The 25,394-nt window shown below is 30.3% G+C and carries 19 protein-coding genes and 2 tRNA genes; 8 read left to right on the top strand and 13 right to left on the bottom strand.

Features of this window, described 5'->3' with window-relative positions:
* Positions 1-106: 106 nt before the first annotated feature.
* Positions 107-1,111, bottom strand: a complete 1,005-nt coding sequence (locus tag ACZ49Z_RS08895) for a TlpA family protein disulfide reductase (RefSeq protein ID WP_464307818.1) — start codon at positions 1,109-1,111, stop codon at positions 107-109.
* A gap of 95 nt (positions 1,112-1,206) precedes the next feature.
* On the opposite strand from ACZ49Z_RS08895, the gene aspS reads away from it, so the two are divergent.
* The 3 genes from aspS to ACZ49Z_RS08880 all read left to right on the top strand — a co-directional run bounded on the left by aspS (position 1,207) and on the right by ACZ49Z_RS08880 (position 3,543).
* Positions 1,207-2,964, top strand: a complete 1,758-nt coding sequence (gene aspS, locus ACZ49Z_RS08890) for an aspartate--tRNA ligase (RefSeq protein WP_464307817.1) — start codon at positions 1,207-1,209, stop codon at positions 2,962-2,964.
* 69 nt (positions 2,965-3,033) lie between these two features.
* Positions 3,034-3,267, top strand: a complete 234-nt coding sequence (locus tag ACZ49Z_RS08885) for a hypothetical protein (RefSeq protein WP_464307816.1) — start codon at positions 3,034-3,036, stop codon at positions 3,265-3,267.
* 75 nt (positions 3,268-3,342) lie between these two features.
* Complete coding sequence (locus ACZ49Z_RS08880; RefSeq protein WP_464307815.1) at positions 3,343-3,543, top strand: cold-shock protein; 201 nt, start codon at positions 3,343-3,345, stop codon at positions 3,541-3,543.
* A 141-nt stretch (positions 3,544-3,684) separates the two neighbouring features.
* Here ACZ49Z_RS08880 and ACZ49Z_RS08875 read toward each other — a convergent pair whose 3' ends face one another.
* Together ACZ49Z_RS08875 and greA are read right to left on the bottom strand one after the other, a co-directional pair.
* Complete coding sequence (locus ACZ49Z_RS08875) at positions 3,685-4,074, bottom strand: HIT family protein (RefSeq protein WP_464307814.1); 390 nt, start codon at positions 4,072-4,074, stop codon at positions 3,685-3,687.
* Between the two features lies 1 nt (position 4,075).
* Positions 4,076-4,552: a transcription elongation factor GreA gene (greA, locus tag ACZ49Z_RS08870; protein ID WP_464307813.1), complete on the bottom strand. Its 477-nt coding sequence runs from the start codon at positions 4,550-4,552 to the stop codon at positions 4,076-4,078.
* Between the two features lie 148 nt (positions 4,553-4,700).
* On the opposite strand from greA, the gene ACZ49Z_RS08865 reads away from it, so the two are divergent.
* Positions 4,701-5,138 carry a Rieske (2Fe-2S) protein gene (locus ACZ49Z_RS08865; protein WP_464307812.1) on the top strand — a complete coding sequence of 146 codons (438 nt, stop codon included), beginning with the start codon at positions 4,701-4,703 and terminating at the stop codon, positions 5,136-5,138.
* A 57-nt stretch (positions 5,139-5,195) separates the two neighbouring features.
* Here the strand turns inward: ACZ49Z_RS08865 and ACZ49Z_RS08860 are convergent, their stop codons facing one another.
* From ACZ49Z_RS08860 to ACZ49Z_RS08830, 7 genes are all read right to left on the bottom strand, one after another.
* Positions 5,196-7,283: a peptidylprolyl isomerase gene (locus tag ACZ49Z_RS08860; RefSeq protein ID WP_464307811.1), complete on the bottom strand. Its 2,088-nt coding sequence runs from the start codon at positions 7,281-7,283 to the stop codon at positions 5,196-5,198.
* Positions 7,284-7,382: 99 nt separating this feature from the next.
* Entirely contained in the window at positions 7,383-8,651 is a 1,269-nt protein-coding gene (locus ACZ49Z_RS08855; RefSeq protein WP_464307810.1) for a hemolysin family protein, read from the bottom strand.
* A gap of 3 nt (positions 8,652-8,654) precedes the next feature.
* Positions 8,655-8,840: a hypothetical protein gene (locus ACZ49Z_RS08850; RefSeq protein WP_464307809.1), complete on the bottom strand. Its 186-nt coding sequence runs from the start codon at positions 8,838-8,840 to the stop codon at positions 8,655-8,657.
* A 52-nt stretch (positions 8,841-8,892) separates the two neighbouring features.
* Positions 8,893-9,453, bottom strand: coding sequence for an LPS export ABC transporter periplasmic protein LptC (gene lptC / locus ACZ49Z_RS08845; protein WP_464307808.1), 561 nt, complete (start codon positions 9,451-9,453; stop codon positions 8,893-8,895).
* A gap of 1 nt (position 9,454) precedes the next feature.
* Positions 9,455-10,828 (bottom strand): tetratricopeptide repeat protein, encoded by a 1,374-nt coding sequence (locus ACZ49Z_RS08840; RefSeq protein ID WP_464307807.1) that lies wholly within the window; start codon positions 10,826-10,828, stop codon positions 9,455-9,457.
* Positions 10,829-10,849: 21 nt separating this feature from the next.
* On the bottom strand, positions 10,850-12,103 hold the full coding sequence (locus ACZ49Z_RS08835) for a hypothetical protein (RefSeq protein WP_464307806.1): 1,254 nt from the start codon (positions 12,101-12,103) through the stop codon (positions 10,850-10,852).
* Entirely contained in the window at positions 12,096-12,833 is a 738-nt protein-coding gene (locus ACZ49Z_RS08830) for a type III pantothenate kinase (RefSeq protein ID WP_464307805.1), read from the bottom strand. The genes ACZ49Z_RS08835 and ACZ49Z_RS08830 overlap by 8 nt, the downstream gene beginning before the upstream one ends.
* Before the next feature lie 104 nt (positions 12,834-12,937).
* Between ACZ49Z_RS08830 and ACZ49Z_RS08825 the strand changes: the two genes are divergently transcribed.
* Together ACZ49Z_RS08825 and ACZ49Z_RS08820 are read left to right on the top strand one after the other, a co-directional pair.
* Positions 12,938-13,010 (top strand) — tRNA-Phe (locus ACZ49Z_RS08825).
* Between the two features lie 69 nt (positions 13,011-13,079).
* Positions 13,080-13,152 (top strand) — tRNA-Phe (locus ACZ49Z_RS08820).
* Between the two features lie 45 nt (positions 13,153-13,197).
* On the opposite strand, the gene ACZ49Z_RS08815 is transcribed toward ACZ49Z_RS08820, so the two are convergent.
* The 3 genes from ACZ49Z_RS08815 to ACZ49Z_RS08805 all read right to left on the bottom strand — a co-directional run bounded on the left by ACZ49Z_RS08815 (position 13,198) and on the right by ACZ49Z_RS08805 (position 21,552).
* Positions 13,198-14,115, bottom strand: coding sequence for a GYDIA family GHMP kinase (locus tag ACZ49Z_RS08815; protein WP_464307804.1), 918 nt, complete (start codon positions 14,113-14,115; stop codon positions 13,198-13,200).
* Between the two features lie 129 nt (positions 14,116-14,244).
* Positions 14,245-15,561, bottom strand: coding sequence for a hydroxymethylglutaryl-CoA reductase, degradative (locus ACZ49Z_RS08810; RefSeq protein WP_464307803.1), 1,317 nt, complete (start codon positions 15,559-15,561; stop codon positions 14,245-14,247).
* A 33-nt stretch (positions 15,562-15,594) separates the two neighbouring features.
* Entirely contained in the window at positions 15,595-21,552 is a 5,958-nt protein-coding gene (locus tag ACZ49Z_RS08805) for a PAS domain S-box protein (protein WP_464307802.1), read from the bottom strand.
* Positions 21,553-21,683: 131 nt separating this feature from the next.
* On the opposite strand from ACZ49Z_RS08805, the gene ACZ49Z_RS08800 reads away from it, so the two are divergent.
* On the top strand, positions 21,684-23,855 hold the full coding sequence (locus ACZ49Z_RS08800; protein WP_464307801.1) for a S9 family peptidase: 2,172 nt from the start codon (positions 21,684-21,686) through the stop codon (positions 23,853-23,855).
* 1 nt (position 23,856) lies between these two features.
* On the top strand, positions 23,857-25,386 hold the full coding sequence (locus tag ACZ49Z_RS08795) for a peptide MFS transporter (RefSeq protein ID WP_464307800.1): 1,530 nt from the start codon (positions 23,857-23,859) through the stop codon (positions 25,384-25,386).
* Positions 25,387-25,394 lie beyond the last annotated feature (8 nt).

The raw sequence follows: 25,394 nt of genomic DNA, 5'->3' as shown, positions 1-25,394 counted from the left end.
TACAATAAAAAAACATTTTGTTAACAATTTCGTAACATTGAAAAAATAAAAAAAGGTCAATGGCTTAACACTGACCTTTAAAATATACACAAACCTTTATTTTCTCTTAGTTTAACATCTCAGATAAAATGTTATTAAACTCTTCAGAAGATGGTCTTGGAGCATCTGGCATCATAATATTACCTTCAACATCTACCAAAACAAATCTTGGAATTCCACTAATTTTTAATTCTTTTACTAAATCGGAATTCCAATCTTTCTCAGCTATCAATTGCACCCCTCCTAAATTTTTATCAGAAACAAATTTTTTCCATTTGTCATAATCTTTTTTAGAATCTATAGAAATACTTACAAATTCTATATTCTTTCCTTTATATTTTTCTTCGGCTTTTTTCAAAAAAGGAATTTCAGCTCTACAAGGTGCGCACCAAGTTGCCCAAACATCTATATAGACCAATTTACCTTTAAAATCACTAATCTTAGAAACTCCTCCATTATGATTCTCAAAGCTCAATGCTGGAAAAGGGAACCCTATCATTTTATTAGCTTCCATTTTCTCCTTAAAAAACTGAGCAAGCATTGCTGCATTTTGCTCAATCATAGGTTTTAAAGTATTAACAAAATCTACATCTAAACCAGCACTAGCTAAATCCGCAAAGTCATTATCTTTTTTCTTATTCAATCCTCTTGTAAAACCAGCTTCATCTTCTTTCATTAGATCTTCTATAACTACTCCAAAAGCCTCATCAGATAATGCTTTTTTTGCCAAATAATTATTCTCTTTTGCACCATTTCCTTCATAAACAATAGACTCGTCAAATTCTTTTGCATCCATTGTTAATTTTAAATTATATCCATTTTTTAAGAATAACAGTGTACCCTCAGTTCCATCAAATAATTGAAACATACCTTTTGATGGAATTTCAAATGCATCTTTAAATTCTCCTTTTTTATCCAGTTTAATTGTTTTTTTAAAACTTCTTCCTGAAGAAACAACAATTGAATCTGAATTGCGATTTGCTATTTTCCCTTCAAAAGACACCATTTCTCTATTGTTTTGAGCATATGTAGATATTATAGCAAATAAAAATAATAAGATTCTTTTTTTCATAACACTTAAAATTGAGTTTAAAATAAAAACCAAATCTAATAAATTTAAGCGATAAAATTAATATTTGTTATTACTTTTGCATAAATTTTAAGAAAATGTATAGAAGTCATACTTGTGGAGAACTAAATGCTTCCCACATTAATACAGAAGTAACATTAGCTGGTTGGGTACAAAGGTCTAAAGATTTAGGTTTTGTAATTTGGGTTAATTTACGAGATCGATATGGAATTACCCAATTGATTTTTGATGAAAATAGAACTCCTAAAGAAATTTTAGATAAAGCGAAATCATTAGGAAGAGAGTTTGTTATTCAGGTTAAAGGTAAGGTAATTGAAAGAGAATCTAAAAACCCAAACATGCCAACAGGCGAAATTGAAATTTTAGTTTCAGAATTAACAATCTTAAATCAGGCTATGGTTCCTCCTTTTACTATTGAAGACGAAACCGATGGTGGTGAAGATTTAAGAATGAAATATAGATACTTAGATATTCGTAGAAACCCAGTAAAAAATAATCTTTTATTCCGTCACAAAGTAAGTATGGAAGTTCGTAAATTCCTTTCAGACAAAGGTTTTTGCGAAGTTGAAACACCTTATTTAATTAAATCAACACCAGAAGGAGCGCGAGACTTTGTTGTCCCAAGCAGAATGAACGAAGGTCAATTTTATGCCTTACCACAGTCTCCACAAACGTTCAAACAATTATTAATGGTTGGTGGCATGGATAAATATTTCCAAATTGTGAAATGTTTCCGTGATGAAGATTTAAGAGCTGACAGACAACCAGAATTCACACAAATTGACTGTGAAATGGCATTTGTTGAGCAAGAAGATATTTTAGATATGTTTGAAGGTCTAACAAGACACTTATTAAAAGAAATAAAAGGAGTTGAAGTAGCAAAATTCCCAAGAATTACCTACGATTATGCTATGAAAACCTATGGTAATGACAAACCAGACATTCGTTTCGATATGAAATTTGGCGAGTTAAATACTGTTGCCCAACATAAAGAATTTCCTGTTTTCAACACAGCAGAGTTAGTAGTAGGTATCGCAGCTCCAGGTTGTGCTTCCTATTCTAGAAAAGAAATAGATGCTCTTATTGAATGGGTGAAACGTCCTCAAATTGGAGCATTAGGAATGGTTTATGTAAAATGTGAAGCTGACGGAACATTTAAATCTTCTGTTGATAAATTTTACGACCAAGAAGATTTAAAAAAGTGGGCTGAAGCTACTAACGCAAAAGCTGGAGATTTAATTTTAGTACTTTCTGGTAATGCAGACAAAACTAGATCACAACTTTCAGCTTTACGCATGGAATTAGCAACTCGTTTAGGACTACGTAAATCAAATGAATTTGCTCCACTTTGGGTTGTAGATTTTCCACTTTTAGAATGGGATGAAGAAAGCGAGCGCTATCATGCCATGCACCATCCTTTTACTTCTCCAAAACCAGAAGATATTAAACTAATAGAAACAGAGCCAGGAAAAGTGAGAGCCAATGCCTATGACATGGTCTTGAATGGAAATGAAATTGGTGGTGGATCAATTCGTATTCATGACAAAAACCTACAATCTAGAATGTTTGATCTATTAGGTTTTAGCAAAGAAGAAGCAGAAGCTCAATTTGGCTTCTTAATGAATGCCTTTGAATTTGGAGCACCTCCTCACGGTGGATTGGCTTTTGGACTAGACAGACTAGTTTCTATTTTAGGTGGCCAAGAAACAATACGCGATTTTATTGCTTTCCCAAAAAACAACTCAGGTAGAGACGTAATGATTGATGCACCTGCCAAAATTGACAATAAGCAACTAGACGAATTACATATAAAATTGAAACAAACAGGGAATTAAATCCCTGTTTTCTTTTTTTTCAGAACAAAAAAGATTTATACTTCTTAACTAAAATAACATTATATTCAGATGAAACACGTTTTAAGACTTTTACTATTAACTTTTTTTGGATTAATTACTTATGGTTACTTTCTTAAAAGTGAGATAAATCCTGAAGGAGATAAATGGATTGGACTTGGTGTTTTACTACTATCCTTAGTTTTAATGCCTTTATTTATTTTTCATCGTTACAGAAAGAAAAACATTAAGGATTATGTTTTAAAAAAAGACACTTTAGAAAAGGAAAAGTCTGAAAATCAATAATTTTTTCACATAAAAACGTGTTTGTTTCACAAATAAGTATATCTTTGAATATTATTAATTATTTTATATTACAACATGCGAACAGGCACAGTTAAATTCTTCAATGAAGAAAAAGGTTACGGTTTCATCACTGATGAAGAAACAGGAAAAGACATTTTCGTACACGCAAGCGGAATGAGAGTTGAGTCATTAACTCAAGGAGAAAGAGTACATTACGAAGAAGAAGAAGGAAGAAAAGGTAAAGTAGCTGCTCAAGTAGTAGTTATCGAAGACTAATATATATTTTACATCATTATTATTTTTTGATTACCTAGAAAGATTAAAAGTTCTGCAAATGCGGAACTTTTTTTATGACACTAAACTAAAATATTTATGACTATATTTATAAAAAAAACCTACTAGAAGTAGGCTTTATATTTATATATTTTTTGTTATTTGTTTAGCCAAGGCCTCAAATTCTTCTTTTTCTAAATTAACTTTTCTTTGAAAACGCATATCATCCATATCTTGTAACGGAATTAAATGCACATGAACATGAGGAACTTCCAATCCAACAACAGCTACCCCTACTCTCTTACATTCAATAGTTCTCTCTAAAGCTTTAGCAATTTTTTTTGAAAACGACATTAGACCTAGATACAAATCATCTTCCATATCGAAAATTTTGTTTATTTCTTTTTTAGGAATACACAACGTATGACCTTTAGCATTTGGATTAACATCTAGAAAAGCTAAAAAGTTATCATCTTCAGCGATTTTATAGCACGGAATTTCACCGTTGACTATTTTAGTAAAGATAGAAGCCATATTACTCTCTAGTTATTTCAATAATTTCAAACTTTAAAATTCCATTAGGAACATTTATTTCAGCAACTTCACCTACTTTTTTACCTAATAAACCTTTACCAATAGGAGATGTAACCGAAATTTTTCCAGATTTCAAATCTGCTTCACTTTCAGCAACTAAGGTATATCGCATTTCCATACCATTAGTTTGGTTTTTTATTTTAACAGTAGACAACACTAATACTTTTGATAAATCTAACTGAGATTCATCAATTAAACGAGCATTTGCCAGAATTTCTTCCATTTTAGAAATCTTCATTTCAAGTAACCCTTGCGCTTCTTTTGCCGCATCATATTCTGCATTTTCAGATAAATCACCTTTATCCCTTGCTTCAGCAATAGCTTGCGATGCTTTTGGCCTCTCTATGCTCTTTAAATGCTCAACTTCATCTCTTAGTTTTTTCAAACCTTCTGCTGTGTAATAAGATACTGTACTCATAAGTTCATTCTTTATATAAATAGAAAAAATCCCACCGAAATGGGATTCCTTTCTACAAAGGTAATAATTATTTTTTAATTTTAATTTATGACTGATTTTTAGCTAGTCAAATTTAAATAAATTAAATTTGATATTTAAAATTTATAGCATGAAAATAAGAAAAAGTATATTATTTTTTATTCTAGTTGGCTTTTCACTAAGCTGCTCTAAAGATGATAAAATAAATAACAGCAACCCCTATTTACCTAATTACCCTGTTGACATTACGCTAAACCTAAATTTACCTCAATATAACCAATTACTTTATGATACCAATGCGGTATATGTAAATATTGGAGCTGCTGGAATTCGGGGCGTCTTTGTGTTTAACGCTGGAAGTGGAAACTACAGAGCCTATGATGCGGCCTGTCCTAACCAAGCGTTGTCAACTTGCTCTACTATGACTCTAAACGGAATAAAAGCTAAATGCCCTTGCGATGAGACAGAATATAGCTTATTTACAGGTTTAGCACCAGGGAAAGAATACCCAATGAAACAATATAGGGTACAGCAAGTAAATGCCACAACATTAAAAATTTATAATTAAAAAAATCCGTTGATAGTTTTCAACGGATTTTTTAGTATTAGTAAAGAACTCTTTAAATTAAAATTTAGCTCTATTATCTTTTATCTCTGCTTTCTCTTTAATTGCTTGGTAAGCTCTAGATTGAGAAGAAGATGCTTGTTGCGATTTTTCTTGAGTGATTAATGCTGAATAATCCTTAAGACTAGTTGCTGGATTAATCTTCTTCGATTTAATCATAAACACGCCTGAATTTCCAACAATTAACTTAGAAGTTTTACCCTCTGCTAAACTAAATGCCGTACCTACTACTTTTGGCTCTAAACCAATATTAGGCACTAATGGACTACCAACAGAAACTCCTGTAGCATTTAAAACAGAACCTCCAGATGCTTTTGCAACATCTTCTAAAGTAGCTCCAGACATTTTCTTTTTAATTTCTTCTGCTTTTTTCTCATTTCTTAAAATAACACCTATTGACTCTCTAGCGACATCCATAGATAATAAACCTGTATCATTTTTATCTTTTAACTTCGCTACAACAAAACCAGTTGGTGTTTCAAAACGTCTCACATCTCCTAACTCTGTATCATCATTAAAAGTCCAACGTACAATTTCTCTTTGTGCTCCTAAACTTTGAATATATTCATCAGAAGATTTAATATTTGAAGCTGGCATCACTGTAAAATTAGATGTCTTTGCTACTTCATTAAAATCTTTACCTTTTACACTTGCTTCAAAATTACTTGCCTTTCTATAAAGCTCATCAATAGTTGTATTTGAAGGCTCTACTTTCTTAGCAATAGTAGCTAAACGAATAGCATCATATTTACCAGAAACTTTAATTACGTGGAAACCGTAATCTGTCTCAACCACTCCAATTGATCCAACTGGATTATTGAATACGAAATCGTTAAAAGTAGGAACCATTTGACCAGGTGTAATATTATCATATTCACCACCATTATTTTTTGATCCAGGATCATCAGAATTAGCCATAGCTAAAGCTGAGAAACCTTCCGGATTAGATTTCGCTTGAGCTAACAACGAATTCGCTAAAGCTTTCGCTTCTTCTTTTGTTCTGTCAGAACTTGAGCTTTGCGCTCCACTATAAGATAATAAAATATGACTTGCTTTTGCTCCTGCGTTAGATTTTCTTCCAACTAACCTTGATAGAGACTGATTCCCAGCATTCATATATGGTCCAAAAACTTCTCCTTCCGATAAATTAAACAACTGTTCTTGAAACTCAACAGGTAAATTTTGCTTTAAAACATAAGTAGAATCGTAAGGTATTTGAGAATTTTTATTAATAAAAGCTACTAATTTATCTTTTTCAATATCTTTAAATGCTGGAGACGCTTCACTTCCGTTGATATAGTTATAAAACTCAGTTTCTAACTCTTTTTCATCTTTAGCTGAAGGCTTTTTTTCTAAAAATATAAAATCAATACTTCTTGTTTCATCTGATTTATATTTCTTAGCATTCTTTTTCATATATGCCATTACTTCATCGTCTGAAACTTTAATTTTATCATCATTAATTGTAGAAAAACCAACTGTTACATAATCAAAGTCAGCTTTTTTAGTATCTATTTCATTTTTGAATTTCGCTTCAGCTTTAGTAGTATACACACCGCCTTTAACCATATTATAATATAGTTGTTCTACAGCAGATTTTTCAACATCAGCTTCAAATTGCTTCCATTGTATCCAACGATCTTGATTTTGATCATTTTTAATTGACTTCACAAATTCTTTAAATTTACTTTCGTCAAATTTTCCAGCTTCATTTAAAAACTGTGGATTTTGAGAAAAATATGGATTTGCTTTGATTACGTTAATAATTTGCTCATTTCCGATACCTAAACCAATTTTCTCAATTTCTGCTCCAATCAAAATACTTCTCACTTCTTGTTCCCAAACCGTATTCATTGCTTGTGTAGAACTCATGTTTTGCCCTTGTTGTGCTTGCTGCTCAACCTGAGCTACTTTCTTCATGAAATCCTGTGATACGATATTAGTCCCATCTACAGATCCAATATTGTTTGAGTTTGAACCAAAGCTTCCAGATTTAATAACATCGGCCAAAACAAATGAAAACAATGCTAAAGCGATAATTACAATTAGAAAGAATGAACGTTGTCTAATTTTAGATAAAACTGCCATTTTGTATTAATTTAATTTTATTCAGTGGGCGAAAATACAATTATCTATTTAATAATAAAACAGAAAAGTTATAATTTCTATTAATTTTTTGTCTTTTTCTTATTGTTTCTCTTCTAAGATTGAAAGTCTAACCAATTCTATCTTTTTATTTGATGCTGAATGTATGGTTATTTCAAAATTTTCGATTCTAATTTTCTTTTCATTTTGAGGAATTTCTTTTGTATTATGAACAATAAATCCTCCTAAAGTACTATACGAATCATTTTCTGGAATTGCTAAATTATATTTTTGATTGATAAACTCAACATCTAGCCTAGCTGAGAAAAGAAAAACATTATCTTCAATTTTTTCATCAATTAACTCTTCGTCCAAATCGTGTTCATCTTCAATTTCTCCAAACAATTCTTCTATTATATCTTCAACAGTTATTATTCCAGATGTTCCACCATATTCATCTAATATAACTGCCATACTTTTTCTTTTCTTAGTCAAGATATCTAACAAATCTTTTACAAAAATTGTTTCTGGAACATATTCAATTGGCATCATTACCGATTTGATCGTTTCAGGTTTCTTGAACAATTCAAACGAATGAACATAGCCAAGAATATCGTCTATTGAATTTTGATATACAATTATCTTTGAATAACCTGTATTAATAAACAAATTGCGTAATTCTGAAACGCTGTCTAATATTTCTACCCCTGAAATCTCCGTTCTAGGTGTCATTATATCTCTTGCTTTTAAGTCTGAAAACTCTAAAGCATTTTGAAAAATCTGAATTTCTGAATCGATTTCATGATCTTCAGAAATCGCACTCATTTGTTCTGTAATATAGTTTCCTAATTCTACTTTACTAAAATAATCTTGAACTTGATCTCCATCTGTTTTGAAAAACTTTTTCAATATTAAATCTGAAATCCAAATTATAAATTTAGAAACCCAGAAAAATAGTTGATAAAAAATATAAGCAGGTGCAGCAAATAATTTAACAAACGAGTTAGCATAGATTTGAAAAAAAACTTTGGGTAAGAATTCTGCTGTCATTAAAATTATTGCTGTTGAAAGCAATGTTTGAATGAGTAGTTCTACAAAAGGAGAAAAAACATACCCAAAAGACCTTATCAATTCATTCAATAAATCTCCTGAACAAATACCATAAATTACCAAAACAACGTTATTCCCAACCAACATAGCGGTAATAAACTGAGAAGGTTTCTCTGTTAGTTTTGATAAAATTCTCGCATTAAAATTTTGCTGTTTTTTTTCTATGGAAAGATATACTTTATTAGAAGAAACATAAGCAATTTCCATACCCGAAAAAAAGGCTGAAAGTAATAAACAAATAACAATAATGGCTATTTCCATAAATTACTTCTGACCTCTTTTGTATTTATTAAAAAAATGTCTTCTAAAGAAAAACATTCCTATTGCAACTACTGCAATTGCAATATTTAAAATATAACTTTCGTTATTTTGATACCTTCTAAAAGCCTCATACAGAAAGAAAACTCCAAAAAGTAAATAAAAATATTGTATAAATCTTAAATAGTTCATTTTTCAAATTTTCATCAAAAATAAGGAAATTAATTGACAAAAAAGAAATTGTTTACTCAACACTATTGATTTCTCCATTGCTAGTTTGCATATTGAAGATTTTAAAGTCTTTACTAAAATCTACACCAGGTCCTTGAAGAAAACCTCCGGCATTGTCTGTATATTTGAAAAACTTCTCGGTAAAAAACCATTCGTTCTTTTGATCAAAATACAACTGAGATGTTTCTAATTTTTTCCCATCACTAGACGTTATTGTTACATTTCCTTGCAAATCTATAATATCTGTGCGTTTGTATGAAATCGCATAATCAGATTTTATTATTGTTGTTTTTTCGTTCTCATCGAACATTGTTACAACTACCCCTTTTGGAAATTCTGTAAATGCATTTGGAATATTACTATAATCCAACATTTTTTGACTTTTAAGGATAGACTTCACCCTTCCAGAGTCTGTATATTTCAAATTAACAGAATCTGCTTCACCTGCTGGCAAAAAAGAAGATTTATTAAACTTCTGAACATCTTTTAAAGACCCTTCGCATGAAAAAAATATAGCCACAGTAATAATAACTGTGACTATATTAAATATTATATTTTTATTCTTTTTTCTCATATTAAAGAGAAGGAACCGTTACACTTTCTCCAACCCAACAGTCAAAAGAAATTCTTTTTCCAGACATATTCCCTTCTTTATAACCAAAGATCTCTGCTTTTGATGGTGCAGAAGCTCTATATTTCGCAGCAGTACTTGATGCCGTCCCTCTTACAGAAGAATCTACAGAAGCTGCTTTATCATAATATTGTGCCACTAACCAATATATCGCTCTTTTCTTAAATGGATCTGAGCCACATTCGTTCATACTGTTAGCATATAAATCTCCAATCAACATATAAGCCCTTCCGTTTGACGGCTTAACCTCTAATGCTTTTCTAGCATAAGTTCTTGATTGACTTCTACTAGAATTTTTATAAATGTAAGCCATTTTCAAATAAACTCCAGATTTTTTACCACTATCTGTATATAAATTTGCTGCTTGATTGAAATATTCCATTGCTTTGGTAATATTTTTCTTTTGATGCTCAACAACACCTAATTTATAGGCTGCATCTGCACTTGGATCTAACTTATAAAGCGCTTCTGATATTTTAGAAAACAATGGATCTCCATCACATTCTTTAGCTTCTAAACGATCCGCAGCCCTTAACAACCATTGTTTGTTTGTTTTATTTTCTTCGAATGATTTTTGGTAAAAAGGTATTAATTTATCACAAGTAGATAATTGAACAATTACAGCATCCATACTTGAAGTTACGGTTGCAATATCCTCTAAATTTGCCTCATATTTACTTTTAGCTTTCGCCTCTTTAGCATCTAGTTCTTGACCTGCTTCTTCTTTTTGAATTAAAAGATCATTTGCATCTGAGTCTTCTTTTTGTAAAATGACTAATTTTTCGTTTATATCATCATACTTATCAAAAACTTGTTGCAATGTTATTCCTTTTTTTTCTGCTTTATAATCATTTACAAAAAGCTCAAAATATTTGTACAACGCTCTTGTAGAATCAAAATTTTGAAGATCCGTTTTAAAAGCTTTGTCAAAAAAAGCATACATTTCATCATTCGTTCCCACTTCATAATTAAATAATGCCAAACCTTTTTTCATATTAACATTACCAGCTGTTTCTGGAAAATATTTTAAGTTTTCATCATAAAAACTTATTAAGTCACGAACATATTTTTCTTTTTCTTCTTTTGTTGTAACCTTTTCTATTTTTTGTTTAATAGCAAATTCTCCATAAGAATAAACTCTTCTGTCATAAGAAGGACAATCCTTTCTTAATGTTGTCAAGTAATCATATCCTGATGGATCATTAGCTCTAACAGAAGATCCCATTAAACTTAAAGTTTCTGTACAAGCATCATTTCCTTGCGCATTTGCAAAAAATCCTAAAGCTGATACAAATAATAAAGATAATTTAGTTTTCATATATCCTAATTATAAAATTTATTAATCTATTTTACGTTTTTTAAACCATTTATCACTCAATGACAATCCAACACTCAAGTTAAAATAGTTTTCTCTTACTAAGTTATAATATGTAGTTCCTCTAACACCGAATTCGAAACCTACATCTATTTTTGAATATCCTAGTGGTAATCCTAATCCAAAATTCATGCCATAATCATTAATACCTTTGTTTTTGAGCACCAATCCAGTATTTTCATATCTAAATCCTGCCCTATAAACCACTCTACTTAAATAACTTGTAAAAGAGTCAAACTTAGGAATATAATATCCTCCAATCACATATCTCTGTCCATTTTTATAGCTTACCTCTGAAGATTCATCATTAAATCTATTTGTTATTTGACTTGACGATTGGAGTGAAACTTCTGTCCCTATTAACCATTTGTTCTTCTCCCCTAACCCAAGTCCAAATGTTAATTTAGTGGGAATTGACAAATTAGAATTAGGAACCGAAACATTCTCACTATCGTTTACAATTTCCGCTCCATTACTTGTAAAAGTAACTGTTGCTAAATTACGTTCATTTGTAGATTTTAATTTTGCTTCTGGTGAAAACACAAAGCTTGAATAAATATCATATTTATCATTCCATTTCCTATTATAGAGTGCCCCAACATTAAAAGACCCCCCTGATAATCTAGATGTATTTCTTTCTCTAGCTGACAAAGTAATTCCTGGCATATATTTTACACTTTCATTTTGAATGTTCCCAAAATTGTATTGAAAATCGAATCCGAAACTAAAATTTTTATTTACATTATATGCCAAACCAAAAAATACTTTATTAATATTTCCTTCTCCTAAAAAACTCTTTTCTACTAACTGATTGTCATTATTAATAGAAGTAGTTTTCAATTTATAACCTACAGAACTATATGGCAAAACCCCTAAAGCGGCACCAAACTTACCCATTGGAATTCCGACAGCCAAGTAATCTAATCCTGTCCTTTTGGCTTTTCCTGTTTCCGATTCATTTTTTAAGTTGGTAAAAGTTGATGTTCCCCCAACTGCCAATGTTGTTAATCTTAAATGAGAATAAGACGCTGGATTTAATAAATTTAAAGAAATACTATCTCCTTGAATTCCTAAACCGCCCATTGCTCTAGAGCTCTGCGTTCCTCTAAACCTCACTTCGCCTAACCCATAATATGAATACGGAGAAGAAGTTCCTTCCTGCGAATAACCAATAACACAAAATAAAAGTGTTACGAAAACAATAATTTTTTTAGTCATTTTTTCTTTGTACATATGTAAATAATAAATTCAAACTCTCTAGTAAAAAATTTGAATTGGCAAATATGGTGCTTTTTAATCTTTTAGCCAAAAAATCCGCATCTCCACCTGTTAAAATTACTGTTAAATCTTTATATTTATGAGAATATTGTGAAACAAAACCTTCTATTTCATTAATTATTCCATTAATTATTCCCGAATGAATTGACTCATTTGTTGAATTCCCAACAAAATCATTTGGGATTGTTTTTTCTAGTAACGGTAATTTTGCCGTGTAATTGTGCAAACTACCATATCGAAGTTTAATTCCTGGAGAGATTGCCCCTCCCCAATAGTTTTTTTCTGAGTCTACAAAATCATAGGTAATACAGGTTCCTAAGTCTATAATTAAGCAATTACTATTTGAATATTTCATTACAGCACCAGCTGTCAAAACCATTCTATCGACGCCTAATGTATTAGGTGTACTATATTTATTTTCGAATGGCATTTTTGTTTGACTTGAAACTATAACTAAATTTGATTTTGATTTAATATACAAAAGTGCTTCTGAATCTAAATTTCCGACTGAAGAAGCTATTGAATTTGCTATTTTTGGGTACTCTTCAAAAATTTCTTTTATCTTTTTTTCGGCTTCTTCTTTTTCAAAATTAGCTTTGTATAAAATTTTATCACACTCAAAGACAGCACATTTAATTCTTGTATTTCCAACATCTATGGTTAAAAGCATTTTTGATATTTTGAGTTTGCAAATATACAAAATGATTTTTTTAAAAAAATGCTTTGGATATTTAAAAAAGCGTTCTATATTTGCACTCGCTAAAACAAAGCAATGGTACCTTAGCTCAGTTGGTAGAGCAATGGACTGAAAATCCATGTGTCCCTGGTTCGATTCCTGGAGGTACCACAAAAACCACTTAACAAAATGGTTTTTTCATGATTAAAATTACAACTTTTTTTGTTGTTCAAACAAAAAGGTACCTTAGCTCAGTTGGTAGAGCAATGGACTGAAAATCCATGTGTCCCTGGTTCGATTCCTGGAGGTACCACAAAAACCACTCATTGAGTGGTTTTTTTATTTATAATTTCTACCATTACAACACCATTTCATCGTAGCTTAGAATTGTAGTATATCCTTTTTCTATAAAATATTTTTTAGGATTCTCTTTAGAAAGCACCATTACAAAATCGCCTCCCCAAGCTCCTAAACTTTTTACCACTCCTTTAAAATCTGGAAAAAGCATTTCCTTAACGGTTTCGGTTTCTAGAACATTACTCATAATTACTTGATGTTTCTCCATTAATAAAGCAAACCCCCTTCCTTCTTTAGCTGCTAATGCTTCTTTAGTGATTTGATTTATTTCCGACACAATTTTATTAACCCTATGTCTTTTGGTAATATAGTTCGAAATTGCAGATTTACTACTTTGCTTCTTGTTTAAGTAAACAAAATGAACATTCTCTTTAAATAATGGATCAAAATTTACAATTTCAATTTTGGGTTGATTATTCTCTATAGAATAAATTATTGGTTGATTTTTTTGCGCACAGGCTACATCATATCCACTACCTCCAAAACTTTTCTGAAGCAATTCGAAAGCGTCTATTTGAAGCCATTGCCCTAGGTTATTTATCAGTGTTGAGGAGGTTCCTAATCCCCATAATCTAGGAAAAGTTAAATGTGTTTCTATATTATACCCCTGATATAAGTTTATGAAATCTGGATTTTGAGTATAGGCTTGGTGCAAAATTTCAAGAAGTGTGTTTTTAATTTTTGAATTAGTCTCTTCTATCTTTTTATACTTAATTTCGTCGAATGTTAACACATCTTGAAACCAAATTGCATTATCTGAATCATAACTTATCCAGTTGATTTGTTTATTATCTCCTTTCTTGATAATTAAGTTTTGACCAAATTTTGTAGGCACCGCTAAAGCTTTCGCTCCATCAAGCACTACATATTCACCTGTTAATAACAACTTCCCGTTACTATAAAAAATTTGCTCTTGCATATTGATATTTTTTAGCCCTGATGGCAGCGACATCCTACCATTGCGCGAGACAGTTTCCTATATTATGGTATTCTGTTTTCGCAATGGTAGATATAGCAGACAGCAGGAAATAGCTCCTTATTAAAAAAATTACTTTCTAAGACTCTCTAAATAGTCTACTACCAAGCTATGAGAAATTGTAATATTTTTAAAATAGTCTAAAACTTGTATTTTTTCTTCTTTAGTGGCTTTATGCTGATTGAGAATATTATTAATATGCATTTTCATGTGTCCCTGCTGAATTCCTGTTGTTGTTAACGAACGAACTGCAGCAAAATTTTGTGCCAATCCTGTAACTGCTACTATTTTCATTAGTTCTTCTGCACTTGGATTCCCTAACATTTCTAAAGAAAATTTAACTAACGGATGCAAAGACGTTAATCCTCCAATTGTGCCCAGCGCTAAAGGTATTTCTATCCAAAAAGTGAATATGTCATTTTCTATTTTGGCATGAGAAAGACTACTATACTGACCTGTTTTGCTTGCATAGGCATGAATTCCTGCTTCCACCGCTCTAAAATCGTTTCCAGTAGCTAGTACTACAGCATCTATCCCATTCATGATTCCTTTATTATGTGTTACAGCTCTATATGGCTCGATTTCTGCTATTTTAACTGCGTTTACAAATTTTTCTGCAAACTCTTTGGAATCGATTGATGGTGTTTCGCTCATTTGAGAAACAGGACATGACACTTCTGCTCTCACTATACAATTTGGCACATAGTTACTCAAAATACTCATTATTATTTGAATATTTTTTTCTTGTTCATTAAATTCTTGGTAGTCTTGAGCTTCGTTCTCTAATGTTTTTGCAAATTGCTCTAAACAAGTATTAATGAAATTTGCACCCATACTATCTTTTGTATTAAAAGTAGCATGTAGTTGATAATAATTTTTTAGTTCTTTGGTTTTGTTTTTTAATTCTATATCTAAAATTCCTCCACCTCTTTGTTGCATGTTCTTTGTGAAACTTGCTGTTTCTGTGAAAAATTTTGATTTAATATTCTTAAAAAATGATTCCAATTTTTCTGGCTCACCATTAAAAAAGAAATGCACTTGTCCTATTTTTTCGGTGTTAATTACCGATGCTTTAAACCCTCCTCTTTCACTCCAAAATTTAGCAGCTTTTGAAGCGGCAGCAACAACAGAACTCTCTTCTATTGCCATTGGGATTGTATAACTTTTATCATTAATTAAAAAGTTTGGAGCCACCCCAAAAGGCAAATAGAAATTTGTTATTGTGTTTTCTATAAACTCATCATGTAGTTTTTGCAAACTTTCATTGGTATTCCAATATTGATTTACTATTTCCTTCGCAGCTATTGGATTAGAAAAATAGGCATTGGTTATCCATTCTACTTTCTCTTCTTTTGATAATTTAGAGAAACCTTTAATGTTTTGAATCATAAATTCTACTTTCTTAATAAGTTTGCAAAGATACTAAACAGATATTTTTCGAACTGCATTAATCCATTTTATTAATGCAATTTCGAAATGTTGTTTATCTATGGGTTTTAAAATAAAGTCGTTCATGCCTAAATCTAAACACTTTTCTTTTTCACCAGTTATAACCCCAGCAGTCAAAGCTATTATTATAATTTCTGAATTTATGTTTCTAATCGCTTCTGTTGCTTCATAACCATTCATTACTGGCATTTGAATATCCATTAGAATAATATCTGGATTCACATTTTTAAAAATCTCAACAGCTTCGAGTCCATTTGTAGCCTCATAGATTGTTGTGTTTTGAAAGTTTTTGGCAACCAAAGTTTTTGTTAACAACATATTTACTTTATTGTCTTCAACTATTAATATTTTTACTTTTTGAGTTTTATCATTTGGTTGCAAAAGAGTTTCTTTCACGTTTTTCTTTGTTGGATTATTGATTTTGTTTAAGTAATTCTGAAGAACCTGAATTTTTAATGGCTTTATAATATTTTGAACATTTGCTAAACTTTTATTTGCAATAAAGTCTGACGTTGAATTTTGCATTATTAATAAATGTGTTTTTTTTCTAACACTAACAATTTCGATAATTTCCAAAACTACTCTTTTAGATAAAAATTCATAGTCAACTAAAATTAAATCATATTCTTTTTCTTCTTTTATTAACTCAACTATTTTATTTTTAGATGTTATTTTAACACTTGGCACTTTTAAACTTAAAAACATTCTTTCTATAACATCGCACACTAATTCATTATCTTCTACAATTAATGCTTTTGTAAATTTGTTATTATATAAAACTGCATGACTCTCACATGGTGATGTTTTCATTTCAATTTCAAATTCAAAAGTACTTCCTCTCTTGATTTCACTTTCTATTTTTAACTGACTATTCATTAGCTTCAGCAAACTATTCGTTATAGAAAGCCCTAATCCTGTTCCTCCGAAATTTCTAGTTGTTGAACTATCTTCTTGCGAGAATGCTTCTAAAATCTTATCTCTATTTTCAGATTTTATTCCTATTCCTGTATCTCTCACTTGAAAATTGATTACAGATCTTCCTTCCTCTGTTTTTCTAGCAGACACATTAAATACTATTTGTCCTTTTAAAGTAAATTTAACTGCATTACTCAATAGGTTTTGCAAAATTTGTTTCAATCTTACTTCATCTGCCCATATAGTACATTCGATACCGTCTTGAACATCTACAATAATCTCGATATTCTTCTGATGTGCAGTATATTTAACCATATCGACAGATTGATTAATTATATTATGTAAATTTGTTTTACTTTCATGTAAAGAAAGTTTTCCAGCTTCAATTTTAGACAAGTCTAAAACATCGTTTACAACATCTAAAAGCGATTCTGCAGACTGATTTACCGTTTGTAAATATTGTTGTTGAATTTCTGTGATACTTGTGTTTAACAACAACTTACTAAAACCAATAATTCCATTTAAAGGTGTTCGAATTTCATGACTCATATTTGCCAAAAATTCTGATTTTGCTTTGTTTGACGTTTCTGCTAATTCTCTTGCTAAAATTGCCCCCTCTACTTTTTTCTTTTCAGTAACATCTATTAAAACACCTTCCAAGTACTCCGTTTTACCGTCTACTAATATCCCTTCACCGTGTTCTTCTACCCAAATTATTGTTCCATCTTTTTTAACTAACCTTGAGGTTAACAAAAATGGTTTCTGATTTTTTATGGCTTCCTGAACTTCCTGCATGGCTTTAAACTTATCTTCAGGGTGATACAAATCGACTAACCCTACACGACCTTCAAAAAAATCGGACATTGAATAACCCGTAAGTTTTTCTATCTCATTATTCAGAAATATTTTTGTTCTTTTTTCATCATATTTTACCAAATAAACAGCTCCTGGTATATTATTTGCCAACAACTTAAATTTCTCTTCGCTTTCTTGTAGCGCTTTTTCGTTTCTTATTCTTATTATTGATGTTGCAATGTTATTAGCTAATGTTTCTAAAATTATTATTTCTTCTTTATCCCATTCTCTTAACTTATTAAAACTATCAAATTCTAGATATCCAATTAATTTATCTATATGATAGACTGGAACTAAAAGCATAGATCTAGTGCCTCTTTCCTTGATTAACTCTTTAAAATTTGTCTCTAAAATATTTTCTATATCCATACAAAAAGACTCGTTTTTTAAAACTGCCTCAAACATTTCTGGACATGAATTAATATCTATGTTTTGAAAACTAGGATTATTCACGATTAACTTTTCTTCTTTGGCAAACCATTCAAATTTTTGATTAACTACATTATTTTTAGCGTCAAAATCATTAAAAGAAACTCTATCTGCTTGAATAGCTTTGGTTAAATTTCCCAACGTACTATCAAATATATCATCAATATTTTCTTTCTGAATTAATATATTAGTATATTTTGACAATTGTGTCAAAATGTTGTTTTTATATATTATTTGCTCTTCCAGTTTTTTAGTACTGGTTATATCTCTTAAAATACAAGACAAGCCTGAAACATTATTTTCCAAATCATATTTTACCCTAACTTTTAAAGAAAACCATAATGAATCTCCGTTCTTGTGATTCATTGGAACTATATATGTAGAATAATCTATTGGATTTTCACCTTTTTTATAAAAAAAGGCAGTCGCTCTTTCTTTTTCCTCAGCTGTTAAGAAGTCTGTGAAGTGCTTCCCTATCACTTCGTGCTGTTCATACCCTAAAATTCTTTTAACAGCATCGTTTATTAATGTTATAATCCCATCACTATTTGCATCATAAATAATATCGGGTGCATTTTGAATTAAAGTTTGATACTCTTTTTCTGCAATGATTTTTTGTGTTACATCATGACCTGTAGCAATAAATAAATTGTCTGAGTATTTAAAATCACTCCATTGCACAAATTTATTATCTCCAGAGCTTGTTTTTAGTTTTCTTACATGAACTGTGTTAGGTTTAAACTTATTGTTATAATCGATTTTCTCAAACTCACTGTCTTCTGTTAATTTCCAAAAGCCATCGCCCATAACTTCTTCTACATTAAAACCTAGTACTCTTTGAACAGAATCACTACAAAAAACCACATTTCCATATCTATCACAAGCAATTGTAATGGAGTTCGATTGATTAATAATATTATTGGTAAAAACTAATCTGTCATGTGTATTTAAAAAATTGATTCTTCTTGAAAAATTAATTATGAGAATAACAAACGTTGCACTTATTAATTGTATAAACAGCCCTTTATTTTCCGCTTGAATTACGAAAAAATAAAGTAACGCAGCAATTACAATTAAAGTATAAATAATATAATTACTAAATTTTTTAAAAACATTGTAGGAGAAAAAAATCAATAATAAAAATTCTGAAAAATTGATAAAGGTTATTTCTGAATATATTAAATTGGTAAAAACGATAATAGTAATTATAACAAAGAAAACTGTAAATATTTTTTCTAGATTTAGTCTTATTTGTTTAACATAGGATAGAAAATATAAAAACAAAGAACAAAAACCTAATATCGTTTTCACAATCAACTCATTTTCATTATAAATCTCAAAAATAAAGTAAGCCAATTGTGTAAATATTATAATTATTCCTATGTAGAGAAAATAACTTTTTAAATCGGATTGCATTTCATTTTCTGAAATGTTTTTTACAAAATCCTTATTGTATTTAGACGAATCTCTAACCAAATAATTAAATGCTATTACAATCAAAGAACACAATAGAAAAACGAACCACCAAGAAGCATAGAAAGGTGGATTTATACTAAATGAATAACTCGTCGAATTTCCCAATTCATTTCCTAACACATCCACCTCTTTAACCAAAAAAGTATAACTACCAGGAGGAAGGTTATGATAACTTATCTCTTTATTTTTGGAGGGTTTTGTCCATAAATTATTTAATCCTTTTAACTTACAGGAATAATAATTATTTTGAAGTAAAGAATTATTTATTTGTCCAATTTGAAATGTTAAAGTATTCTCATTGTGCCCAAAAGAAGTGTTCTCTTCTGGAACATTAAAATATTTATTCCCTTTAGTTTCCCAGTCCTTATTATTTACTAATAACTTAGTTATAAAAATAGGTCCTTCTCTTTTTGTACTTTTATTTTTAAAATAAAACTTATAGAGCCCTTTAACTGTTCCAAAATAAATATTACCACTTTTATCTATAAAATCCGATTTATAATTAGTCTCTACACCATCGAACATATTAGTCGCATTCAAACTCTCTATGTTAAAAATATTTCCACTTTTATCTGAAGTTATCTTTTCTAGTCCAAAATTTGACCCAATTAAAACTGTATTCCCAATACCAGTTAAAGTATAAACCAAAGTAGAAGACAAACCGTCTTTAGTTCCAAAAATCTTTACTTTTCCTTCATTTATGGAATAAATCATGTTTGTTCCAGAATACCAAATAGTATTATATTTATCTTTTGTCGCTAAAAACAATAAATCATCAATTAATTTATCTCTTGCAATAAAAACTCCTCCTTTTTCCTCAACCTCAATAAGCCCAGAAGAAGTGGCAACATACCAAAGATGATCATTAACTTGCATTGAATTGTAACAAAGTCTAGTTCCTTCATTAGCAAAAAGACGATATTCTATTTTAAAACTAGAATTTGTAATTAAAAGTCCATTCTCTTTTGTGCATATCCAGAACCGCTGTTGATCGTCTTGTTTTATATCTACAACCTTTATATTTGGAATTACATTTTCTAAAACATCATCAACAAAAGTATAAAGCCCTATATCTGAACCTATTAACACTTCACCTTTATTTGTTTTTTTTAATGTATTTATCCTTTCATTAAAAGGCACTTTTTTTACAAACTTCAATGCAAAAAAACCTTCTTTTCTAAATTGAGACAATCCATAATCTACACTGTAAACAAATAAATCTTCATCCTTTTCTAAAACAGCACTAATTGATTTTGAACTTAACTCTGGTGATTCATTATAATTAACAAAACTTTGGTCGTTAAATTGGATTACCCCTAAAGAATTTGAACCAATAAGTAACCTATTATTATCTACAAAAATTGTATTTATTTCTGTTCTAGGAAAGCCATTTTTTTTATCAATAACCAAGTGATTACCATTTTTATAGACAACACCAATACCCTCAAAACCTCTACTAGTAACCCAAATATCACCCGAACTTACTCTATAAATGTTATTAATATCGAAAGCCTCATTACCATCCTTTCGAAGTGTAGTAACAAGCCTCTTATAGGCATATCTATTCTTACTAAATTGAATTATATAAATATTACCTTTTTTATCACCAACATAGTAGAAACTCTGATTATTATCAGACAAACAAATTTCATCACCTGCAAAATCTATCTGTAAAAACTCACCTTTCCAGTATTGAAATAACCCATCATCTGTTGCAACAATAAAACTATCAGTCCCAACTGATGCGATTGAATTTATGTTTTGGATATTCTTATTAAAAATAGTAAGAACTGGAGTAATAGTCATGTTATCATTTACAACGTAAATTCTATTCTGAGACACTCCATAAATCTTATCCCCAACCTTCACCATTTTTTGAACAATATCAAATTGATTATTGTACGTTTGATAAGGAATACTTTTTATTATTTTCTTCCCATCAAAAACAAACATACCTTTATATCTTGTGGTTAGAATAAGGTTATGATTCTTATCTTCAATGATATCGGTGATAAAAAGATTTTCAGAATTTCCAAAGCTATTATAATGGGTGAAACTATTACCATCATAACGAACTAATCCTGCTCCATTTGTTCCATACCAAAGCAACCCGTCAAAATTCTTAAAAATCTTGTTGACAGATGATGACGGAAAACCTCTTTCTTGATTAATTATTTCAAAATTATACTGCTGCCCTTGAATTAGGGAAGTACTCAGAAATAATAAAAAAAGAATTAAATTGTAAAATTTAACCATATAAGATAATAGCAGGTAGTTTATTCTATAAATGTATAAAAAAAATATATAGCGACCAAAATAAGTTAAAGTTGATGGATATGTCGCAAAAAATTCATATTATTGGGGGTTTTTAATTAAAAAAACCAACTATGTTATTAAAGAATTTTACCGCATTTTTCTTGTTAGTAACTTCTTTTTCAGTTACTGCGCAAAAAAAAATCACCCTTGAAGAGATTTGGTCTGGAGCTTTTAGAACCTCCGAAATGGACGAACTTCATGCCATGAAAAACACAAATCAATATACAATCTTAAATTCAGATTGGCAAACTAGAACAATGCAAATTGATTTATTCGATTTCAAAACCCTTGAAAAAGTTAGTAATTTAATTGACACAAAAAATCATCCTCAATTACAAACGATCGACAGTTATACTTTTAACAAAGCGGAAAACAAAATACTACTTGCTACCAATTCTAAACCTATTTTTAGACATTCTTTCACTGCAGATTATTTTGTATATGATATAACATCAAAAGAGTTAAACAAATTTACAGACAAACAAATTCAAGAGCCTACATTTTCTGCTGACGGCTCAAAAATAGCATATGCCTTTGAAAACAATTTATATGTATATGATGTGCTTTCAAAAACCCATTTACAAATTACTAATGACGGCAGAAAAAATGCAATCATTAACGGAATAACTGATTGGGTTTATGAAGAAGAATTTGCGTTTGTAAAAGCTTATGATTGGAACAGTACTGGCGATAAAATTGCTTTCATTCGTTTTGATGAAACTGAAGTTCCAGAATTTTCAATGGACATGTATAATGAAGGATTATATCCTTCTCAATATGTTTTTAAATATCCCAAAGCTGGAGAAAAAAATGCTATTGTATCGTTACATATTTATGACTTAAAAACAAACGTTACTAAAAAAATTAATCTTGGGAACTACAACGATTTCTATATCCCAAGAATCAAATGGACTAATGACGCAAACGTTCTTAGTGCGCAAGTAATGAATCGTCATCAAAACAATTTAGATTTACATTTTATAGATGCAAATTCTGGAGTAGCTCAAATTGTTTTAAATGAAAAAGACAATGCATATATTGATGTTACTGATAACCTTACATTCTTAGATGATAATAGTTTCATTTGGACTTCAGAAAAAGATGGTTATAACCATATCTACCATTATGAAAAAACAGGTAAACTAAAAAAACAAATTACTTCTGGAAACTGGGAAGTAACAAACTATTATGGTTTTGATGAAAAAAACAAAACTATTTATTATCAATCTACAGAAAATGGTTCTATAAATAGAGATGTTTATTCTATTAAAATTAATGGAAAATCAAAAACGAGACTATCTACTAAAACAGGAACTAACAACGCAATTTTTAGTCCGAATTTCCAATATTTTATCAATAATTTCTCTAGCGCTATAAATGCTCCACACTACACCTTAAACGAATCAAGTACTGGAAAAACTATTAAAGAAATTGTTACTAACGAAGCTGCTGAAGAAAAATTAGCAAAATATAATGTAGCTCCAAAAGAATTTTTCACTCTCACTACTGAAAAAGGACACGATTTAAACGCATGGATGATAAAACCAAAAAATTTCGATCCTTCTAAAAAATATCCTGTCTTCATGTATCAATATTCTGGACCAGGTTCGCAATCTGTCGCAAACAATTGGAATTCATACAACGATTATTGGTATTACATGTTAGCACAAAAAGATTATATCGTAGTTTGTGTTGACGGAAGAGGTACTGGATTTAAAGGGGCAAAATTTAAAAAATGCACCTACAAAGAATTAGGTAAATATGAAGTAGAAGATCAAATTGACGCTGCAAAGGTAATTGGTAACTACCCTTATGTTGACGCTTCTAGAATTGGAATTTTTGGTTGGAGCTATGGTGGTTTTATGTCTTCTAACTGCATTTTTCAAGGAGCAGATATTTTTAAAACCGCTATTGCTGTTGCTCCTGTTACTAGCTGGAGATTTTATGACAGTATTTATACTGAAAGATATATGCAAACACCACAAGAAAACCCTAGCGGCTATGACCAAAATTCACCAATAAATCATGTTGAAAAATTAAAAGGAAACTATCTTTTAATTCACGGAACTGCCGATGACAATGTACATGTTCAAAACACAATGAAAATGGTAGAAGCACTTGTTCAAGCAAACAAACAATTTGACTGGGCTATTTATCCTGATAAAAACCATGGTATTTATGGTGGAAAAACAAGGCTTCAATTGTACACAAAAATGACAAACTTCATTTTAGAAAAACTATAATATGAATTCTACAGCAACACAACAACAAGAACTTTTTGGGCATCCTAAAGGATTGTTTTATTTATTCTTTGCAGAATTATGGGAGCGATTTAGTTTCTATGGTATGAGAGCATTATTAATGCTTTACATGGTTAATGAAATTTTTAAAGCACTAGCCGAAAAAGACGTGGCTGCTGCTGCTGTCTATGCATCCTATGGATCTCTTGTATATGCTTCTACTGTTATTGGAGGTCGAATTTCAGATAAAATATTAGGAATGCGCAGTTCCATTTTCTTAGGAGGTGCATTAATGTCATTAGGGCATTTCGTACTAGCTATTGAAAATGAAATTGCTTTTTTTCTTGCATTAGCTTTTATAGTCGTAGGTAATGGTTTTTTCAAACCTAATATTTCAACATTTGTTGGGTCTCTTTACGAAAACGGAGATAAAAGAAAAGACTCTGGATTTACCATTTTCTATATGGGAATTAACATTGGTGGGTTTGCAGCACCTTTACTTTGTGGTTGGCTTGGTCAAAGCTATGGTTGGCATTATGGTTTTGGACTAGCTGGAATAGGTATGTTAGCTGGTTTACTTTTCTTTTGGAGTGGAATAAAGAAAAATGTGTTTGGCGATAAAGGATTGCCTCCAAACTTGGCTGTTTATGAAAAGAAAATCATCGGAATTCCGCAAAAAACGTTCATCCCTATAGTCGCTTTTTTATGTGCTCCCGTAATTGCCTTTCTTTTAGCTAGCTATAAATCTATTGGCTCAGAAGATTCATTCCTTGGTAACCAAAATATAGTTAATGTTTTGTTCAAAGTGATAGGTGTTCTAATTTTTATCTACTTGGCCACAATTCTTAAAAACGCTACTTCAGATGAAAGAAAAAAACTAATAATGGCTATACTAATCACTTTTTTCATGACTCTATTTTGGGGTTTCCATGAATTATCTGGAAGTGTAATCACCTTATTTGCAGACAGAAATGTTAACTTAAATGGAATAATGAATGCGAGTCAAACGAACGCTTTAAACTCATTAGTCATCATTATATTATCCATCCCTATTTCTTTACTTTGGGCATATTTATCAAAGAAAAAATTAAACCCAAGAACTCCTTATAAATTTGGTTTTGGATTGGTTCTTGCTGGATTAAGTTTTTATGTCCTTTCTTTAAGTGGTGGAAGTGCAGACGAGAATGGTATGGTTCCTTTTACTTACCTTTTGGTTATGTATTTTATTATATCTATTGGAGAATTATTCATGTCACCTGTTGGATTATCAAAAATAACCGATTTATCTCCGAAACGTATTGTAGCTTTTATGATGGGGATTTGGTTTCTTTCCTCTGCCTATGCGTTTCAAATTGTTGGTTTTATATCGGAACAATTAGCTGTCGAAAGTACAGATACTAACGTTGGTGGACTTCAAACATTATCAATTTATACAAACGGATTTGATTTAATCTCAAAATATGCAATCGGAGCTGGACTAATTGTGCTAATTTTTTCTCCCTTGATGAAAAAATTGATGGGTAATGTTCATTAATTTAAAAA

It is taken from the genome of Flavobacterium sp. KY-23415 (assembly GCF_055384985.1).
This window is presented reverse-complemented; position numbering and strand designations above follow the sequence as displayed.